Origin of the sequence: Neisseria musculi (assembly GCF_014297595.2) — a bacterium.
Taxonomy (GTDB): domain Bacteria; phylum Pseudomonadota; class Gammaproteobacteria; order Burkholderiales; family Neisseriaceae; genus Neisseria; species Neisseria musculi.
This window is the reverse complement of record NZ_CP060414.2, coordinates 2,307,037-2,324,268: the sequence shown is the minus strand read 5'-3', so window position 1 is coordinate 2,324,268 and position 17,232 is coordinate 2,307,037. Positions and strand designations below refer to the sequence as shown.

General features: G+C 48.6%; 11 protein-coding genes, 1 other RNA gene and 6 pseudogenes. 7 read left to right on the top strand and 11 right to left on the bottom strand.

What is annotated here, in order from left to right; translation table 11 throughout:
• The first annotated feature begins 227 nt into the window (after positions 1-227).
• Together H7A79_RS12000 and H7A79_RS11995 are read left to right on the top strand one after the other, a co-directional pair.
• Complete coding sequence (locus tag H7A79_RS12000; RefSeq protein WP_135037504.1) at positions 228-980, top strand: electron transfer flavoprotein subunit beta/FixA family protein; 753 nt, start codon at positions 228-230, stop codon at positions 978-980.
• Positions 981-993: 13 nt separating this feature from the next.
• Positions 994-1,944: an electron transfer flavoprotein subunit alpha/FixB family protein gene (locus H7A79_RS11995; RefSeq protein WP_187000376.1), complete on the top strand. Its 951-nt coding sequence runs from the start codon at positions 994-996 to the stop codon at positions 1,942-1,944.
• A 617-nt stretch (positions 1,945-2,561) separates the two neighbouring features.
• Here the strand turns inward: H7A79_RS11995 and H7A79_RS11990 are convergent.
• A pseudogene (locus H7A79_RS11990) lies at positions 2,562-3,235 on the bottom strand (IS1595 family transposase).
• Positions 3,236-3,272: 37 nt separating this feature from the next.
• Between H7A79_RS11990 and H7A79_RS11985 the strand changes: the two are divergent.
• Positions 3,273-3,460: pseudogene (locus H7A79_RS11985) on the top strand (IS1595 family transposase); the annotation flags it as partial.
• A gap of 2 nt (positions 3,461-3,462) precedes the next feature.
• Here the strand turns inward: H7A79_RS11985 and H7A79_RS11980 are convergent.
• Both H7A79_RS11980 and H7A79_RS11975 read right to left on the bottom strand, forming a co-directional pair.
• Positions 3,463-4,115 (bottom strand): annotated as a pseudogene (locus tag H7A79_RS11980) (IS1595 family transposase).
• A gap of 302 nt (positions 4,116-4,417) precedes the next feature.
• A complete protein-coding gene (locus H7A79_RS11975) occupies positions 4,418-4,627 on the bottom strand; it encodes a phage virion morphogenesis family protein (RefSeq protein WP_245231745.1) in 210 nt (69 codons plus the stop codon).
• 1,246 nt (positions 4,628-5,873) lie between these two features.
• On the opposite strand from H7A79_RS11975, the pseudogene H7A79_RS11970 reads away from it, so the two are divergent.
• Positions 5,874-6,206, top strand: a pseudogene (locus H7A79_RS11970) (zinc ribbon domain-containing protein YjdM).
• 149 nt (positions 6,207-6,355) lie between these two features.
• Positions 6,356-6,714: RNase P RNA component class A (rnpB, locus tag H7A79_RS11965), an RNA gene on the top strand.
• A gap of 62 nt (positions 6,715-6,776) precedes the next feature.
• On the opposite strand, the pseudogene H7A79_RS11960 reads toward rnpB, so the two are convergent.
• Positions 6,777-7,469, bottom strand: a pseudogene (locus H7A79_RS11960) (IS1595 family transposase).
• A 112-nt stretch (positions 7,470-7,581) separates the two neighbouring features.
• Here H7A79_RS11960 and H7A79_RS11955 point away from each other — a divergent pair.
• A complete protein-coding gene (locus tag H7A79_RS11955) occupies positions 7,582-8,232 on the top strand; it encodes an IS1595 family transposase (RefSeq protein ID WP_186999880.1) in 651 nt (216 codons plus the stop codon).
• A 48-nt stretch (positions 8,233-8,280) separates the two neighbouring features.
• Here the strand turns inward: H7A79_RS11955 and H7A79_RS11950 are convergent.
• The 6 genes and pseudogenes from H7A79_RS11950 to H7A79_RS11925 form a co-directional block, all read right to left on the bottom strand.
• Positions 8,281-8,715, bottom strand: a pseudogene (locus tag H7A79_RS11950) (IS1595 family transposase); the annotation flags it as partial.
• The gene (locus H7A79_RS11945) at positions 8,699-9,676 is read right to left on the bottom strand and encodes a replication initiation factor domain-containing protein (protein ID WP_246407922.1); all 978 of its coding nucleotides are present in this window, start codon (positions 9,674-9,676) and stop codon (positions 8,699-8,701) included. The gene H7A79_RS11945 and the pseudogene H7A79_RS11950, both read right to left, overlap by 17 nt.
• 282 nt (positions 9,677-9,958) lie before the next feature.
• Entirely contained in the window at positions 9,959-10,165 is a 207-nt protein-coding gene (locus tag H7A79_RS11940; protein WP_187000375.1) for a hypothetical protein, read from the bottom strand.
• Between the two features lie 176 nt (positions 10,166-10,341).
• Positions 10,342-11,259 carry a UDP-3-O-acyl-N-acetylglucosamine deacetylase gene (lpxC, locus tag H7A79_RS11935; protein ID WP_135036841.1) on the bottom strand — a complete coding sequence of 306 codons (918 nt, stop codon included), beginning with the start codon at positions 11,257-11,259 and terminating at the stop codon, positions 10,342-10,344.
• Positions 11,260-11,755: 496 nt separating this feature from the next.
• Positions 11,756-12,406 carry an IS1595 family transposase gene (locus tag H7A79_RS11930; protein ID WP_186999880.1) on the bottom strand — a complete coding sequence of 217 codons (651 nt, stop codon included), beginning with the start codon at positions 12,404-12,406 and terminating at the stop codon, positions 11,756-11,758.
• A gap of 132 nt (positions 12,407-12,538) precedes the next feature.
• The gene (locus H7A79_RS11925; protein WP_187000374.1) at positions 12,539-13,189 is read right to left on the bottom strand and encodes an IS1595 family transposase; all 651 of its coding nucleotides are present in this window, start codon (positions 13,187-13,189) and stop codon (positions 12,539-12,541) included.
• 173 nt (positions 13,190-13,362) lie between these two features.
• Between H7A79_RS11925 and gap the strand changes: the two genes are divergently transcribed.
• The gene (gene gap, locus H7A79_RS11920; RefSeq protein WP_135036844.1) at positions 13,363-14,370 is read left to right on the top strand and encodes a type I glyceraldehyde-3-phosphate dehydrogenase; all 1,008 of its coding nucleotides are present in this window, start codon (positions 13,363-13,365) and stop codon (positions 14,368-14,370) included.
• 638 nt (positions 14,371-15,008) lie between these two features.
• Here the strand turns inward: gap and dinG are convergent.
• On the bottom strand, positions 15,009-17,138 hold the full coding sequence (gene dinG, locus H7A79_RS11915) for an ATP-dependent DNA helicase DinG (RefSeq protein WP_187000373.1): 2,130 nt from the start codon (positions 17,136-17,138) through the stop codon (positions 15,009-15,011).
• Between the last annotated feature and the right edge of the window lie 94 nt (positions 17,139-17,232).

Below are 17,232 nucleotides of genomic sequence, written 5' to 3'. Positions count from 1 at the left end.
GCTTTATCATGCCGGCATCTGTGATGCCGGCAGCCGTTTTCAGACGGCCTATATAATTTTTCAATATTTTTCACATATCAGCAGATGCTTGAGAGCAATTACTTTAATTCGGGTATAATCCCTATTTTGTTTGGCGGTGTGAGTCGTTTTTGCAGAACAGGCACTTTGTTTTTTCTGCAAAAACCGTTTAACCGATTACTGCCGGGAGCCCGGCTTAAGGAGGGTTTATGAAAGCACTGGTTGCCGTAAAACGAGTGGTGGATTATAACGTTAAAGTCCGTGTGAAAACCGATGGTTCAGACGTAGATATCGACAATGTCAAAATGTCGATGAATCCGTTTGACGAGGTGGCCGTAGAAGAAGCGGTACGCTTGAAAGAAGCAGGTAAAATCAGCGAAATTGTGGCCGTATCGTTGGGTGGAAAAAAAAGTGAAGAAACCCTGCGCACCGCTTTGGCGATGGGGGCCGACCGCGCTGTTCATATAGAAACAGATGCCAAATTAGAACCGCTGACGGTTGCTAAATTGTTAAAAGCTGTTGCCGAAAAAGAAACTCCACAGCTGTTATTGCTGGGCAAACAGGCCATTGACGATGATGCCAATCAGACAGCGCAAATGCTGGCAGCCCTACTTGGTGTCGCACAAGGTACGTTTGCCTGCAAAGTGGTGTTGGAAGGCAATAATGAAGTATTGGTAACCCGTGAAGTGGATGGTGGTGAAGAAACGCTGGCGTTGAAGCTGCCTGCCGTAATCAGTGCCGATTTGCGTTTAAACGAGCCACGTTTTGTCAAACTGCCCAATATTATGGCAGCCAAGAAAAAACCGCTTGAAAAAACTACGCCGGCCGATCTCGGCGTAAACGTCATCCCGAAAACCAATGTTGTGAAAGTGGCCGAACCTAAGCCACGTCAAGCCGGCATCAAAGTAAGCAGTGTTGCCGAACTGGTTGAAAAATTGAAAAACGAAGCCAAAGTTATTTGAAAAAGGGCGAAACATGAGCGTTTTAATTATTGCAGAGCACAATAACCAACAGTTAAATCCAGCCACCTTGCATGCTGTTACCGCTGCCGCTAAGCTCGGTGAGGTTCACATTTTAGTGGCAGGCCATAATGCTGCCGATGTAGTTGAATCTGCAAAGAAAATCAACGGTGTAACTAAGGTTTTGCTAGCAGATGCTCCCCATTACGGCAACGCACTTGCAGAAGAAATTACCCCGTTGGTGGTCAACCTAGCTGGAGATTACCGGTATATAAGTGCCACAGCCACTGCTTTCGGTAAAAACCTACTCCCCCGCATCGCGGCTCTACTTGACGCACCACAGATTTCTGATTTAACCGAGGTAGTTGATTTTAAAACATTTGTTCGACCAATTTACGCAGGTAATGCTTTTGAAACCATACAAAGTGATGCTCCAAAGTTAGTACTTACTTTCCGTGCTACCTCATTTGACGCTGCAGAAAATGGTGGAAATGCCGAAGTGCAGACTATAAAAGCGGCACCGGCACAAAACCTGAGCCGTTTTGTGAAAAAGGAATTTACCCAATCCGACCGCCCCGAGCTGACTCAAGCCAAAGTAGTGGTGGCAGGCGGACGCGCTTTGGGAAGTGCCGAACAATTCAACGCTATACTTACACCACTGGCCGATATATTTGGAGCAGCAATCGGTGCATCCCGCGCTGCCGTTGATGCCGAATACGCTCCGAATGATGCTCAAGTGGGTCAAACCGGTAAAGTGGTTGCTCCGCAACTTTACTTCGCCATAGGAATTTCCGGTGCTATCCAGCATACTGCCGGCATACAAGACAGTAAAGTGATCGTGGCCATAAACAAAGACCCTGATGCCTCGATCTTTAACGTATCCGATTACGGTATTGTCGGTGACCTGTTTGATGTCGTGCCACAACTGACTACTGCATTAAAAAGCCAAGCAAAGTGTTTTACGTAAAATAATATATTACATCTCGAATGCATAAAAACCTGTTCACCTTTATTTGAATTAAAGGATGTTCAGGTTTTTTATTTAGATTAATTTAAACAGTTATACAGTTTTAGTTTATTTTGGTAGGAGCTTAGGAAGCAAAGTCACCCAATATAGTGATACACTTCTGAAATGAAATTAAAAAACAAGTATCAAAAGTGCAGTAAAATTACCGAGTCCCAATGCCGTCAGGTCTTACGGCTTTCCGCTTTCTATTTGAACGCTTCCGATACCGTCCAAACTGACCGGAATCAGTGTTGGAAGCATCAACAGTCCGTACCTGAAGTTACGCCGGAGCCCTGCTGGCGAATGCGGGCAGACACCTCTTTCTAAAACGCCGTAGAATCAGACGAATCCCATTTCAATGCAAAAAGCATCCGAGGTAAACGCGGGGGCAAAGCGAGTGCTAAAATCATCGTTTCCGACATCCTAAAACGAGGCAGCAAGGGTTTGTACCGAAGTTGTTCCCGATGCTTTCAAAGCAACGCTGCAAAAGGTTATCGGAGGCCGTATCAAAGTCGAGAGCATGACCAATACCGATGGCCGGCGGGGCACCGAAATGGGTTGGGGCTTAGGAAGCAAAATTAGCCCAAGGGTCGATTTCTCAGTATTTTAAGCAAGACTAATACAGATCATCATGCCTGTGATTGAAGCGAAATTAGGTTTCCTTTAAGTGTAATAAAAAGTCTGTTTCGGTACACCGTTAAATTTAACCAAGCGGTTTTTGGCATAACCCCAAAACAATTCGATGCCGTTAATGTGTTGCGCACCCCGGGCGAACTCGTCTGCACCATGATGTACCCTGAAGTGCTTTTCACAGCCCATATCGACCAAGCCGTGATAGCCGCGCCAGCCGTCAGTATTGATGACAATCTCAACAGCAACCCGCCCTCGAATAACCTGTTGCAGTGTAGCTTTCGAAGTATCCGGCACGATTTCGGTATAGACTTTGTCGTCCCGTTTTAAGATGCCGAAAACAATGGTTTTGCCTCCCTCTCCCCCGCCCGCCCTCGGATGCGTTTGGAGCCGAAGTAGGATTCGTCCAGTTCGACCACACCGGCAGAGGGAGTTTGCCGTTTACATTCAGCAGCCATACGGCAACGCAGTTTGAGAAACAGATATTGGCACTTTGGGTACTGATGCCGGTGAGTCTGGCGGTATCGGAAGCGGTCAAATCAAGTGTGAAAAGGCGCAGGATTTGACGGAATTTTGATTCGGTAATTTTACTGAACTTTTGGTATTTGTTTTTAATAGGTATATTAGAAGCTTAACATCATTTTTGCTGATTTTTCTTTCTAAGCCCCATGGGTTTTGCAAAGCATTTCAGCGTGCATCACGGCGACAATGGGTTTGCCCGAGGTATGCAACATATCAACGGTATCGAATTCTTTTGGCGCTATGCCAAACATCGCTTGGCACGATTTAACGAGGTGCCGGAACATACTTTTACCTGCATTTAAAAGAAGGGGCTGAAGTAGATTAGCCCTAAATACCACACCAGTCCCGCAAGATTTTCAACTGCTCACTTGGTGTGCCAAAGTTAAAACGAAACCCGCATTCTTTCAAGAATAGGGAAAAAGACTTCCGGTCGATTCCGTTGTATTTGCGCAGCACACGCTTGGCCTGATTCCAAAAATTCCCAATGCCGCTGATGTGGTTTTGCCTCCGGGCAAATGTCTTGCCGTGGTTAATCCTATGGTGGTGAAAACCGCCGACATCCGGGACATCATCGCTGCTTAAACTGTCGGTATACACCACACTGTCCGGCATGATTTTCTTCGCAATAACAGGCAACAAACTCTCTTTTTTGGCGTTATCCACGACCACGGTATAAACCTTGCCGCCATGTTTGAGGATACCGAAAACCACCACTTTGCCTGCGGCTCCTGTGCCGCGTTTTCCTTTGCGCTTACCGCCGGAGCAGCTCTCATCTGACTTTACGGAACCTTCAAAAACCTGATCGGCCTCCAAGGCCGAATGACGGCTGATGACGAGGCGGATTTTGCGGTAAAAGAGTATGGCGGTGTTGGGCCGGATACCCAAGACATCGGCAGCCGAACGGCGGTAACTTCCGGCACAAAATATCTGAGTAATGTCTTCTGTGCTTTTTTGCTTAATTTACAGTTTGTTATCTTCATTTTAGCAGCATGTCATGACCGCTAATCTACGTCAGCTCCTAAAAGAAACCCTGGGTTTCGCTTCAGCCACCGACAGGATGATCTATAATAAAGCACTATATGGAAATATGCGGAAAGACCCCTTTAAAATGAATTTTGCTTCATAAGACCTGAAATAAATATATAGGGTATGTGAGATAAATGGGACTAAGAGGGATAAAGTTGGATTTAGTGGAATGGGAGATTTGAAACAATATTGCATAGAGTGAAATAAAATGAACGGGCTAAATCGGCCCCGTTTTTTATACCTTTACTCAGGGATTTTAGAGCGATATCGAGAAGTGCGTGCTCGGTGCTGAGTTGGGGCCGGCTCTGCTGCGCCCAGCTTGGCCGCCGAGATGGTGGATGGCGGCGTATTTTTTATTGCTGTTGATGAGGGCGAAGCCGGTTTTTGACTTGAGTGTTGATACTGGAGGCAGCTGGCCTGAGAGTTGCAGGGTTTTACCGCCGCTGTTTGCCGCTCCAGCCCCCACTTTCAAAGTTGTTCTCCGTGAGGGATACAATCTTCAGTGGCGATGCGCGTATCATGGGGTGAGTATCAGTGTCATTCTTCAGCAGTTGACTGAGGCCTTCCTGTACTTGTTTATAGTCTACGCTGATTCCCAGCATTATTAATCTTTCAGTAAACCAAACACCCACATCAAGGCGGCTTTGCTGGTCGACAGCCCTTTTTTTGAAGCGGGGTTATTAGCTATCATATCTGCTAAAGCAGTGCAGGCGATGTTGGGGTATACAACCCAGGCTTTGTCGGCAGCCACCCGCTGCCGATGGTTTTTTTGCTATCCCCGCCCTGCGGGGTTCGGATTGCCGTTCAAAATCAAACCATATCATCCCCGGCTGTTTAAGCCGTACCGCTCATCACCCCAGCCGAAAAAACCATCCACATCTTTCCCGCCTGCCTAGTTTTCTGTGTTTTCTGACAGTTTCGGTTCGGGCGGGCATGGCAGAATAGGTGAGGAAAACCCAAGAAAAGCAAAAGAATCCGCAAACACCGTATTACAACGGAGCAAAACCTTCAGCCTGCTGCAGAACTATACCCCGCGAACGCAATCACCAAAGGAGTCCGGTTACCGGCCAGATGAAAATATAGCGGCTGCCTGTTTGCGCACGGTAGCGTGCTCTAGAGAAAAAATGTTGGCCGTGTTTTTCACCATGCCCCCTGCAGACGGTGTTTCACGATTTCCAATCTGAATCCGTTTGAATACTTTTCCATAAAAAACTGCACCTCATACGTTGAGTAGATAGTGCCTGACTTTTGGGATGCAGTCTATGCACTGCCCCCATCAAAAGCAACGCGCTGCCAAACAAAACACCACGCCGCTCCCGCCTGAAACACCGCATCAACGCAACCATTGGGCAAACGGCCTGCCGCTCCGGCGCGGGAACCCAAGGTCTGTTACCGCCGAAACCCTGCATACAACCAAGCCCACAGCCGTCTGAAAACCATCGCGAGCACAAGCGGAGACTCTGCCGCCATACTTTCAACGACCATAACGGCTGACATCAAGAGCAACCCGCCAACCGGCTTTTACTCCAAGCAAAATCTATAAGGCACCACCATAAACGGCAGACCACGCATTTCCAAAAATAAACAATACCGAATACAAAAGCGCCCTGCAAAAGCAGGGCACGACTTGGTTGCTGGTTGAATACACAAAGGGTGTTGTTCTATCTTTGCTATAATCCTAAATCTCGCCTTAAAAAACGAAAGAACCAATCATGGTTCTACCCGCATGCCCGCAATGCAACCCTAGTTGACTTATCACGACTCTGCGCAGTTTATCTGCTCCGAGTACGCCAATGAATGGCAAGAAAACGAGTCTGCCGTTGAAACGGCACCAAAGGTAAAAGATGCCAACGACGGCACGCTGCTGGCCGATGGAGATTCTGTGGTATTGATTAAAGATTTGAAAGTGAAAGGCAGTTCAATGGTGATTAAACAGGGGTACCAAAGTGGAAAGTATCCGCTTTCAAGAAGGCGATCATGGTATTGTCTGCAAAATCGATGGCAGCACCATAAACCTGAGGTTGGAATTCGTGAAAAAAGCCTGAATTTTTTTGCAAAGATTTGCCCCGCCGCTATAGTGAAACAAACCTAAACATGGGGCAAAGCGCAGGGCTGCAGACAGTAACAGTACGGCAAAGTAGGGCAACACCGCATCGTGTTTGGCTTGATTTTGCGATATAATCTGCCCCGTATACAGGTTGGGCAGACAGCCGCCGCGCAGCGCGTAAGGCCTGCGGGGAGGAAAGTCCGGGCTACAGAGGGCGGGATGCCGGCTAACAGCCGGGCGTGGCAACACGATGGAAAGTGGAACAGAGAGCGAAACCGCCGATGGCTGTTTTCAGCACAGGCAAGGGTGAAAAGGTGCGGTAAGAGCGCACCGTGCACTTGGTAACAAGGTGCAGCAGGCTAAACCCCATCCGTAGCAAGACCAAACAGAACGCGCAGACGCGGCCCGCCGAGCGTTCGGGTAGGTTGCTGGAGCGCCCCGGCAACGGTGCGCCTAGAGGAATGGCTGTCCAACGACAGAACCCGGCTTACCGCCCGACCTGTATGCATTGATTCAAATCCGGCCGTCTGAACGTTTTTCAGACGGCCGGATTTAATTTACCTTTCCTCTAAAAAGATACATAACAAGGCTCTAGACTAGCAGCTTTATATAAATTTACTTTAAAAAGCCCCCAAAGTTGGTGACTCAGTTCATCAGAGTTTCGGTTCCATCGCCATTCGCATTCCCTCAGGTGCAAATCAAAGTTTTTGGTTACGCCATTGAATTTGGCGGGCCTTCGTTTGGTAAAACTCCGGAAGCTTTCAATACCATTGATGTGCCCGGTACCATCTGCAAACTCATTTTGTCCGTGATTAACGCGCAAATGTTTAGAGTAGCCCGCATCGACCAGGCCGCTGTAACCGCGCCGGCTATCAGAATAAACAACACTCCCCAGAGAGACCTTTCCCAATATAACAGCTTGAAGTGTTTGCTTTTTACAATCAGGAACGATTTCGGTATAAACCCTGCCGTCTCTTTCGAAAATACCAAAGACGGTTGTTTAAGCGTTCCTCTGCCACGCTTTGACTTGCCATGGAAACCGCGCTACAAATAGCTTTCATCAACCTTTATGCTGCCGTATAACAGGTCTTTTTGCCCGCTTTGGCAGCGGTATGTTTCGTGCCTGAAAATGCGATACCGGTGGTTGATGGTATTGCGGTTGAAGCCTGTCGGCAAAGCGGTTTTGAGGCTTCTATACCGACACAAAAATGCTTGATAATTTTTTGAGCTGATGGTCACTTAACTTGGTGTTATATTTCATTTTTCTAGGCTAACAGAGCTATTCTGCTAGTCTAGAGCCATTTAAAATATCATTAAATATGGGGCTGTACTAGATAACTAGGGAAATTTAACTTCAGGTTAGAATAATCCCTATGAGAAAAAGTCGTTTAAGTCAGTACAAGCAAAACAAACTGATTGAACTATTTGTTGCAGGTGTTACCGCCCGCACAGCGGCGCAATTAGTTAGCGTCAATAAAAATACCGCTGCCTATTACTTCCACCGTTTGCGCTTACTTATCTATCACAACAGCCCGCATCTGGAAATGCTTGATGGTGAAGTAGAAGTTGATGAAAGCTATTTTGGCGGACAACGCAAAGGCAAACGTGGTCGCGGTGCGGCTGGCAAAGTGGCTGTATTCGGGCTTTTGAAGCGTAATGGTAAGGTTTACACCGTTGCCGTACCCAATACACAAACTGCGACTTTATTGCCAATTATCCGCGAGCAAGTGAAGCCTGACAGCATTGTTTATACCGATTGTTACAAAAGTTATGACGTTCTTGATGTGAGCGAATTTTCACATTTTCGGATCAATCACAGCACACATTTTGCTGAGCGACAAAATCACATTAACGGAATTGAGAACTTTTGGAACCAAGCAAAACGCCATTTACGCAAGTTTAACGGCATTCCCAAAGAGCATTTTGAACTGTATTTGAAAGAGTGTGAATGGCGTTTTAACAACAGTGAGATAAAATTTCAAATTTCTATTTTAAAACAATTAGTAAAGCAGGATTTGTTCTAGTTATCTAGGACAGCCCCTTAAATATTTAGAGGTTAAAGTAGATCAGCCCTAAATACCACCAAAGCCGCAGGTTTTTAACTGCTTTGGTGTCCTGAAATTAAAACGAAACCCACATTCTTTCAGAAAAAGTGCGGGAAAAATTCCCAGCCAATTCCGTTATATTTGCGCAAGACACGTTTCGCCTGATTCCAAAAATTTCCAATGCTGCCGATATGGTTTTGCCGTAATTAATCCTGCGGTGGCGGAAACCGCCGGCATCCGATACGCGTAACTACCCGGGCAGCCCGTAATTTTCCTTGTAACCACGGGAGATAAGCTTTCCTTTTGAGCATTATCCGCTACAACTGTACCAACCCTGCCTCCACGTTTAAGGATACCGGAAACCACCGCTTTACCTGCCTCTCCCTTGCCGTGTGTTCCTTTACGCTTACCGCCAAAACAGCACCCATCCGATTCTATAGCGCCCTCAAAAACCTGATCTGCTCCAAAGCCCTGTCAATGCCATTTCAACCAGCATTTGGGCGGATTCACCCAGTTTCAGACGGCCTTCATCTTCATGCACGGCAGGTGCGTGATTGTGTTCGGCTGAATAGACTTCCATACTCAAACGCTTGGGCAATAAATCGTGTTCGGGTTCGAACATGGCCAGTATTTCGGCAGGCTGTTTGTCCGGAAACATGGATTTGGCGGCATTGATGGCGCGGCCGACTTGGTTTCGGGCGACTTCGATGCAGCGTTCGAAAGTCAAATCCAGTACCTTTTTAACGGTTTCAATCCGTTGGGCTTTCTCTTGAAACTGCGAGCAGATAGGATAGGCGCCGCCGAAGTATTCGCCCGGCACGGTCAGCACTTCAAAGGGAATCACCATATCTTTGGCTTTGAATTCGACTTCAAAACGTACCCACGGGCTTTGTTTGTCGCCCAACTGTTTGCCTTTTTCATACACGCGCACGTATTTGGACGATTCGCGCGAGCCGACATAGTAGGTTTTGCCCTTGCCGTTGTTGGATTCCCAATCGGTACCGACCGATTCGCCATCGGGCATCATGCGGTGATTGGTGAATTTGCCCGCCAGCCGGTCGGCTTTGGCCTGTTCGGGCGTGTATTCGCCGTTGAAAAAGTCTTTGGCAATATCGATACGGGTAATTTTCGGGCGCACGGCTTGGGTGATGAACCGGTAAAGGCGGGATTCCCGGCCGTCTTCGGCGGCATTGCAGCCCGTGGCGGTAAGCTCTATCAGCATGGTGTTGTTTTGGCCGCCGAAGTGGACGCGCCCGTATCGGGCATTGTCGGTTCCCATCAACCAGCAGGAATCATAAAAACGCCCGCCCGTATGTTTGGCTTTTTCGGTAATGCCGAAGCCGAAAATACCGCTAAGTTCCATAGACGCACGGACAATATATTCATCGTCTGAAACGAGCGGATAACCGGCCAGCAGCGACAAAGTATCTTCGTGGATTGAAAAACTGATTTGGTCGATAAAGGCAGAATCTGCCTTACCGCGTCTTAACGGAATTTCCAGCAGACGGCCTTTGGAATCGGTCAGAAAGTGGGTGTATTTTTCAAACGCTTCCTGCTCCGCGCTTACGGCCGCTGCCGTTTCTGCTCCCCCCCCCTGTTAGATAAGGGGGGCGCCATACCGGCGCATGAAGCCGCCTTTGGCGCGTCGCAAAGCCGCCGCCACCAAATACGGCTTCACGCGCTTTTTTTGCTTTGTCTTGGCTAATCATTCGGCAGACTCCCTATCCATGATTTGGCGCACGGCCAAACGCCCGTATTCGCAAGCCTGATTGACGGTTTTGACACGGTTCAGAGGATTGCAGACGGGAAAACAGACAGTACGGCTCGGATTGTCGTCTTTGAAAATACGGACGATGTAGGATTTGGGGAAAAGTTCGGGTTCGGGGGTTACGGTATAGTAGACTGATGACATTTCAGACCCCCTTTCAAAAGTCGGTTGTTCCGATTTGTCAAGGGGTATAATGTAAAAATACACTCCCTTTCTTGGGGTGCAATATATAAGGCCGTCTGAAAAGTTTCCTTATGGGAAAATATTTTCAGACGGCCTTTATTCTGTTTGTTTCGTTGCTTTAACGGGTATGAAAAATGCTATGCGGCGCGGGGCAATTTGTGGAATGCGGGGGGCAAATCTTCTTCGTTTTTAAATTCTACCCATTCGTAGTTAGCCGGGTCGGTCAAAACGGTACGCAGCAGGGCGTTGTTGATGGCGTGGCCTGATTTGTAGCCTTCAAATGCGCCGACAATCGGATGGCCTAAAATATACAAATCGCCTACGGCATCAAGGATTTTATGGCGCACAAATTCATCGGGATAGCGCAGCCCTTCGGGGTTGAGCACATCGGTATCGTCGATTACGATGGCGTTGGAAAGGTTGCCGCCCAGGCCGAGATTGTGCGAGCGCATCAGCTCTACTTCCTGCATAAAGCCGAACGTGCGCGCGCGGGCGATTTCGTCTATATAGGATTTGCCGGCAAAGTCGATTTCAAAGGTGGGGCTGCTGCGGTTGAACACAGGGTGGTCGAATTCGATGGTGAGCGTTATTTTGAAACCGTTATAGGGCGTGAAGCGCACCCATTTTCCGGTTTCTTTCACTTCTACCGGTTTTAAAATTTTCAAGAAGCGTTTCTGCGCTTTTTGATCGATGATGCCCGCATCTTGCAGCAGATAGATAAAAGGCAGGCTGGAGCCGTCCATAATCGGAATTTCAGGCGCGTTCAACTCGATGAGCGCATTATCGATGCCGTAAGCCGCCAATGCCGACATAATATGCTCGATGGTGCCTACGCGCACGCCCGAATCGGTTACCACGGTGGAGGATAAACGGGTGTCGTTAATCAGATAAGGGGTGAGCGCGATTATTTCGCCCTGTTTGCCGCCCAAATCGGTGCGGCGGAATGAAATACCGCTGTTTTCAGATGCGGGGTGGAGTGTGAGCGCCACGCGTTCGCCGGAATGCAGGCCGACTCCGGTTACGCTGATGGGTCTCGCCAGTGTTCTTTGCAGCATAATTTGCCTTTCACAAAATACGACCGGAAAAGATGTTTTTGATAATACAATAGATTTCATGATTCCGATACAGCACGGCAAGCCATAGGTTGTACAGCAGTATGAAGCCGGTTCGGCAGCCGCTTTGGCAGCTTGCCAAATTGTTTGCTTCAAGCAGGGCGGGCTGTCTGTAGCGAAAATGAACTGAATCCACTATACGGTAAAACGGAGCTGCCGGCATAATATTTTTAATAGTATTTACTTATCGTTATCTTGTATCAGGCCGTCTGAAAAAATGCGGGTGTCTGATTGTTTATCTACAGCTTGAAAGATTATTTCAGCTTAATTCTCATTTATTTTGGATTGATACCGCTTTTATCGACAACATTCAATAAATAATATCTTGCAATAAATAATATCTTGATGTTTTCAAGCATAAAATCATTACCCGCAACAAGGAATATTTTCTTTAAATCATATTTTGATATTTTAAATCAAAAGGGGCTGTCCTAGATAACTAGAACAAATCCTGCTTTACTAATTGTTTTAAAATAGAAATTTGAAATTTTATCTCACTGTTGTTAAAACGCCATTCACACTCTTTCAAATACAGTTCAAAATGCTCTTTGGGAATGCCGTTAAACTTGCGTAAATGGCGTTTTGCTTGGTTCCAAAAGTTCTCAATTCCGTTAATGTGATTTTGTCGCTCAGCAAAATGTGTGCTGTGATTGATCCGAAAATGTGAAAATTCGCTCACATCAAGAACGTCATAACTTTTGTAACAATCGGTATAAACAATGCTATCAGGCTTCACTTGCTCGCGGATAATTGGCAATAAAGTCGCAGTTTGTGTATTGGGTACGGCAACGGTGTAAACCTTACCATTACGCTTCAAAAGCCCGAATACAGCCACTTTGCCAGCCGCACCGCGACCACGTTTGCCTTTGCGTTGTCCGCCAAAATAGCTTTCATCAACTTCTACTTCACCATCAAGCATTTCCAGATGCGGGCTGTTGTGATAGATAAGTAAGCGCAAACGGTGGAAGTAATAGGCAGCGGTATTTTTATTGACGCTAACTAATTGCGCCGCTGTGCGAGCGGTAACACCTGCAACAAATAGTTCAATCAGTTTGTTTTGCTTGTACTGACTTAAACGACTTTTTCTCATAGGGATTATTCTAACCTGAAGTTAAATTTCCCTAGTTATCTAGTACAGCCCCAATCAAAATATTAAAATTTTCAGACGGCCTTTATCCCCTTTATCCGATGCTTACTTAATTTATGGGGCTGTCCTAGATAACTAGAACAAATCCTGCTTTACTAATTGTTTTAAAATAGAAATTTGAAATTTTATCTCACTGTTGTTAAAACGCCATTCACACTCTTTCAAATACAGTTCCAAATGCTCTTTGGGAATGCCGTTAAACTTGCGTAAATGGCGTTTTGCTTGGTTCCAAAAGTTCTCAATTCCGTTAATGTGATTTTGTCGCTCAGCAAAATGTGTGCTGTGATTGATCCGAAAATGTGAAAATTCGCTCACATCAAGAACGTCATAACTTTTGTAACAATCGGTATAAACAATGCTATCAGGCTTCACTTGCTCGCGGATAATTGGCAATAAAGTCGCAGTTTGTGTATTGGGTACGGCAACGGTGTAAACCTTACCATTACGCTTCAAAAGCCCGAATACAGCCACTTTGCCAGCCGCACCGCGACCACGTTTGCCTTTGCGTTGTCCGCCAAAATAGCTTTCATCAACTTCTACTTCACCATCAAGCATTTCCAGATGCGGGCTGTTGTGATAGATAAGTAAGCGCAAACGGTGGAAGTAATAGGCAGCGGTATTTTTATTGACGCTAACTAATTGCGCCGCTGTGCGGGCGGTAACACCTGCAACAAATAGTTCAATCAGTTTGTTTTGCTTGTACTGACTTAAACGACTTTTTCTCATAGGGATTATTCTAACCTGAAGTTAAATTTCCCTAGTTATCTAGTACAGCCCCTAATTTAAATCAGATTTTTGCGGCTTTATCAAAGTAGTGCTAGGTAGTAATTTTATTTCATGGTAAAAAGCAGCAAATCAAACAATCAACCCAAACTATTTGTTTTAAGGAGCAAATCGAAATGAGCATTAAAGTTGCGATTAACGGCTTCGGCCGCATCGGCCGCTTGGCTTTGCGTCAAATCATCAAAACCGAAGGCATCGAAGTGGTGGCGGTAAACGACTTAACGCCGGCCGATATGCTGCTGCACCTGTTTAAATACGACAGCACCCAAGGCCGCTTTGAGGGCGTTGCCGAGCTGAAAGACGGTGCTATTTCCGTAAACGGCAAAGAAATCAAAGTGTTTGCCAACCCCAACCCCGAAGAGCTGCCGTGGGGTGAGCTGGGTGTGGATGTGGTGCTGGAATGCACGGGATTTTTCACCAAAAAAGACAAAGCCGAAGCCCATATCCGCGCCGGTGCCAAAAAAGTGGTGATTTCCGCACCCGGCGGCAATGATGTGAAAACTGTGGTTTACGGCGTGAACCAAGAAATTCTCGATGGCAGCGAAACCGTGATTTCTGCCGCTTCGTGCACCACCAACTGCCTGGCGCCGATGGCCGCCGTGCTGCAGAAACAGTTCGGCGTGGTTGAAGGCCTGATGACCACGATCCACGCCTACACCGGCGACCAAAACACACTGGATGCGCCGCACCGCAAAGGCGATTTCCGCCGCGCCCGCGCCGCTGCCATTAATATTGTGCCCAACAGCACCGGTGCCGCCAAAGCCATCGGCTTGGTGATCCCCGAGCTGAACGGTAAACTCGATGGTTCTGCCCAGCGCGTGCCTGTGGCCACGGGTTCGCTCACCGAGCTGGTTACCGTGCTTGAAAAAACCGTTACTGTTGAAGAGATTAACGCCGCCATGAAAGCTGCCCAAAGCGAGTCTTACGGCTACACTGAAGACCAAATCGTGTCTTCCGATGTGATCGGTTTGGAAGCGGGCTCGCTGTTTGATGCCACCCAAACCCGGGTGATGACCGTGGGCGGCAAACAGTTGGTGAAAACCGTGGCTTGGTACGACAATGAAATGTCGTACACCTGCCAGTTGGTGCGCACTTTGGAATATTTCGCCAAGCTGATTAAGTAATTTTCCTACTTAATTAACCGGCTGTTTACGCTTCACAATCACTCAATCAAAATAAAGCAGGCCGTCTGAAATATTTCAGACGGCCTTTTGTTGGGCCGCATTTATAGGCAAGCAGGTTTTTTTAATTTGGGATTTTTTCAAAAATAATTTCAAGCCGTCTAAAAATATCTCTGGGGCCTTTGCAACATTCAAAAACACCACAGGAAGTTTGTTTGCCGCTATCAACTTCGCAAGCCTGCTGTGCTGCCCCCGCGCCGGCGGTAATCCGAGCGTTCGGGCATTCGGGTATTTGTTTGACAATATTTCAATATTTTTATCAGAATTTCCGCCTGAGTGAGAATATGAGTGGGAATAATGGTATGGAAGCCTTTCAGACGGCCTAAATTTGTTTTGCAAAGGCTTTTTAATCGTGTATCTATTTTATTTTCGATACAAGACATCAAGCTGCCGGCAATATGGAACCAGTTTCATACCGCTTAAGCGGTTTGCAAAACCGTTTTCTTTGGGTCGGGGTTTGGCCGCGCCGTAATGGAAATGCGGAGCGGATTCACCATAACTGCCGCCGTGCCCGGTTTAAACCCGGTGACGGCGGTAAACAAGTTTTTTGAATTTTGCAGGGCTTTCGGCCTCTGCGCCCATTATCCGATTCTTTTAAACGGCGGCAGACAGGCGAGCATTTGGCGGCCGTAGTTTTGGGTTTTGACGCGGTTGTCGAGTATGGTTACGCGGCCGTAATCGCTTTCGGTGCGGATGAGGCGGCCGACTGCCTGCACCAGTTTGATGCTGGCTTCGGGCACGGTGATTTCGATAAAAGGGTTGCCGCCGCGTTGCTCTATCCAGCGGTTTTGGGTTTTTTCAACGGGATTGTCGGGCATGGAAAACGGCAGTTTGGCGATAATCACCTGCACGCAGGCCAACCCGGGCAAATCCAGCCCCTCGGCGAAGCTGTCCAGCCCGAAAATAATGCTGGCGCGGCCTTCGCTAACGGCCTGATGGTGTTTTTGCAGCAACGTTGCTTTGGGCAGCTCGCCCTGCACCAGCAACAGCGGCAGATAGGCTTCGGGCAGGCGCAGAGCCACTTCCTGCATTTGTTTGCGTGAAGAAAACAGCACCAGTGTGCCGATGCCTTCTTCAGTGCAAATCAGTTTGGGCAGCCATTCGACAATGGCAGCGGTGTGGGCAGCGGGGTCTTTGGGGCTGGCGTGCACGGGCGGGAGATACAGCTCGCCCTGTGCATCGAAATCAAACGGGCTTTGCAGGGCGAGCGTGGTGGTTTCGGGCAGCCATTGCAGGCCGGTTTGGCGCAAAATCAGGTTGAAACTGCCCAGCGATTGCAGGGTGGCAGAGGTGAGCACAGCGCCGGCAGCGCGCCGCCACAGGTTGTTGGCCAGATGGGAGGCGCTGCTGATGGGGCTGGCATGAAAGATGTAGTCGTTTTTGTCGTCAAGGCGGCGGGTAATCCATTTGGCCAACGGCTCCTCGCCTTCAGGGGGTACGGTAGCGAGCAAATCCCAAGCAGCGGTGATTTGCTCGATGCGGGCGCGGAATACGCCGAATTCGGTGCTGAGACGGTCGATTTGGGCGCTGTTTTGGTCTTTGTCGCGGCGGGCGGCGGCCAATGCATCGTTGAGACCGTTGGCGTGTTTGTAGAGGCTGCGGGCGGCAACGGCGGTGTTGGATACGGTGAGTTCCAGCGCTTCGGGAATTTTTCCGTCCTGCCACAGCCACACCGATTCATTGTTTTCAGACGGCCTCAATTCGGGCTCTTCGGAAAGATGAAACTGCCATTCGTGCAGGCTTTCGAGCAGGGCGGCGGCGGCTTCGTCCGCCAAGTTTGCCAGCTCGGCCTTGTCGGTGAGCGCGGCGATTTTGCCGGTAACGGCGGGGAGTTTTTCCAGCGCCCACACGGCCTGGTTCCATGAGTGTTCGGCAGCAAACTGGCTGAGGGCTTTTTTGGGCAGGTGGTGGGCTTCATCGATGCAGTAAAAGCTGTTTTCGGGCGCAGGCAGAATCACGCCGCCGCCCATGCCGATATCGACCATCAGCAAATCGTGGTTGGCCACCACCACATCGACATTTTCGAGCGTGTCGCGCGCGAGGTAAAACGGGCATTCCGGGCGGTTGGGGCAGGCGGCTTTGAGGCAGCCGTAATTGTCGTTATTCACCTTCATCCACACCGCATCGTCGATTTTTTCCGGCCAGGTATCGCGGTCGCCGTTGAAGCGGCGGGCGGCAAATTCATCGGCCATACCGCGCAAGAGCTTTAATTCTTCGGGCTTGGGCTTGCTGTCCCACAACACGGCGGGCGTTTCAAACCCGAGCAGGTTTTGCTGGGCATTGCTTTGGGTGAGCTGGTAGAGTTTGTAGGGGCAGAGATAGCGGCCGCGCCCTTTGACGAGCGCGAAAGTCAGCTCTAGACCGCTTTGGGCCACTAAAAACGGCAAATCGCGGTTAACCAGCTGCTCCTGCAAGGCCACCGTGGCACTCGACACAATCAGCCGCTTGCCGCGCGTTTGCGCCATGATGCCGCCCGCCAGCAGATAGGCTAGGCTTTTGCCCACGCCGGTGGGGCCTTCCACCACCACAATGCTTTCTCCCTCGCGCTTGGGTGCTTCTTCGCCTTCGGCACGGGTTTGCGTGCGCGAAAAGGCGTTGGCAACGGCCGCAATCATTTCCCGCTGAGCTGCCCGCGGGCGGAACTGCGGCAGGTTTTGCGAAATGGCGCGGTAGTGGTCGCGGATGGCGTTTTTTTCTAAATCAGTGAGCATAAGGCCGTTTGGGCAAGGCAGGTTAGGCGGGAAAGCATTATTTTATCATTGATCTGTGTAAAGGCCGTCTGAAACACAAAGGCCGTCTGAAACG

Coding starts and splice junctions, on each gene's coding strand:
- dinG (WP_187000373.1), bottom strand. CDS start 17,138: ATGCTCACTGATTTAGAAAAAAACGCCATCCGCGACCACTACCGCGCC.
- H7A79_RS11925 (WP_187000374.1), bottom strand. CDS start 13,189: ATGAGAAAAAGTCGTTTAAGTCAGTACAAGCAAAACAAACTGATTGAA.
- H7A79_RS11955 (WP_186999880.1), top strand. CDS start 7,582: ATGAGAAAAAGTCGTTTAAGTCAGTACAAGCAAAACAAACTGATTGAA.
- lpxC (WP_135036841.1), bottom strand. CDS start 11,259: ATGCTGCAAAGAACACTGGCGAGACCCATCAGCGTAACCGGAGTCGGC.
- gap (WP_135036844.1), top strand. CDS start 13,363: ATGAGCATTAAAGTTGCGATTAACGGCTTCGGCCGCATCGGCCGCTTG.
- H7A79_RS11930 (WP_186999880.1), bottom strand. CDS start 12,406: ATGAGAAAAAGTCGTTTAAGTCAGTACAAGCAAAACAAACTGATTGAA.
- H7A79_RS12000 (WP_135037504.1), top strand. CDS start 228: ATGAAAGCACTGGTTGCCGTAAAACGAGTGGTGGATTATAACGTTAAA.
- H7A79_RS11995 (WP_187000376.1), top strand. CDS start 994: ATGAGCGTTTTAATTATTGCAGAGCACAATAACCAACAGTTAAATCCA.
- H7A79_RS11940 (WP_187000375.1), bottom strand. CDS start 10,165: ATGTCATCAGTCTACTATACCGTAACCCCCGAACCCGAACTTTTCCCC.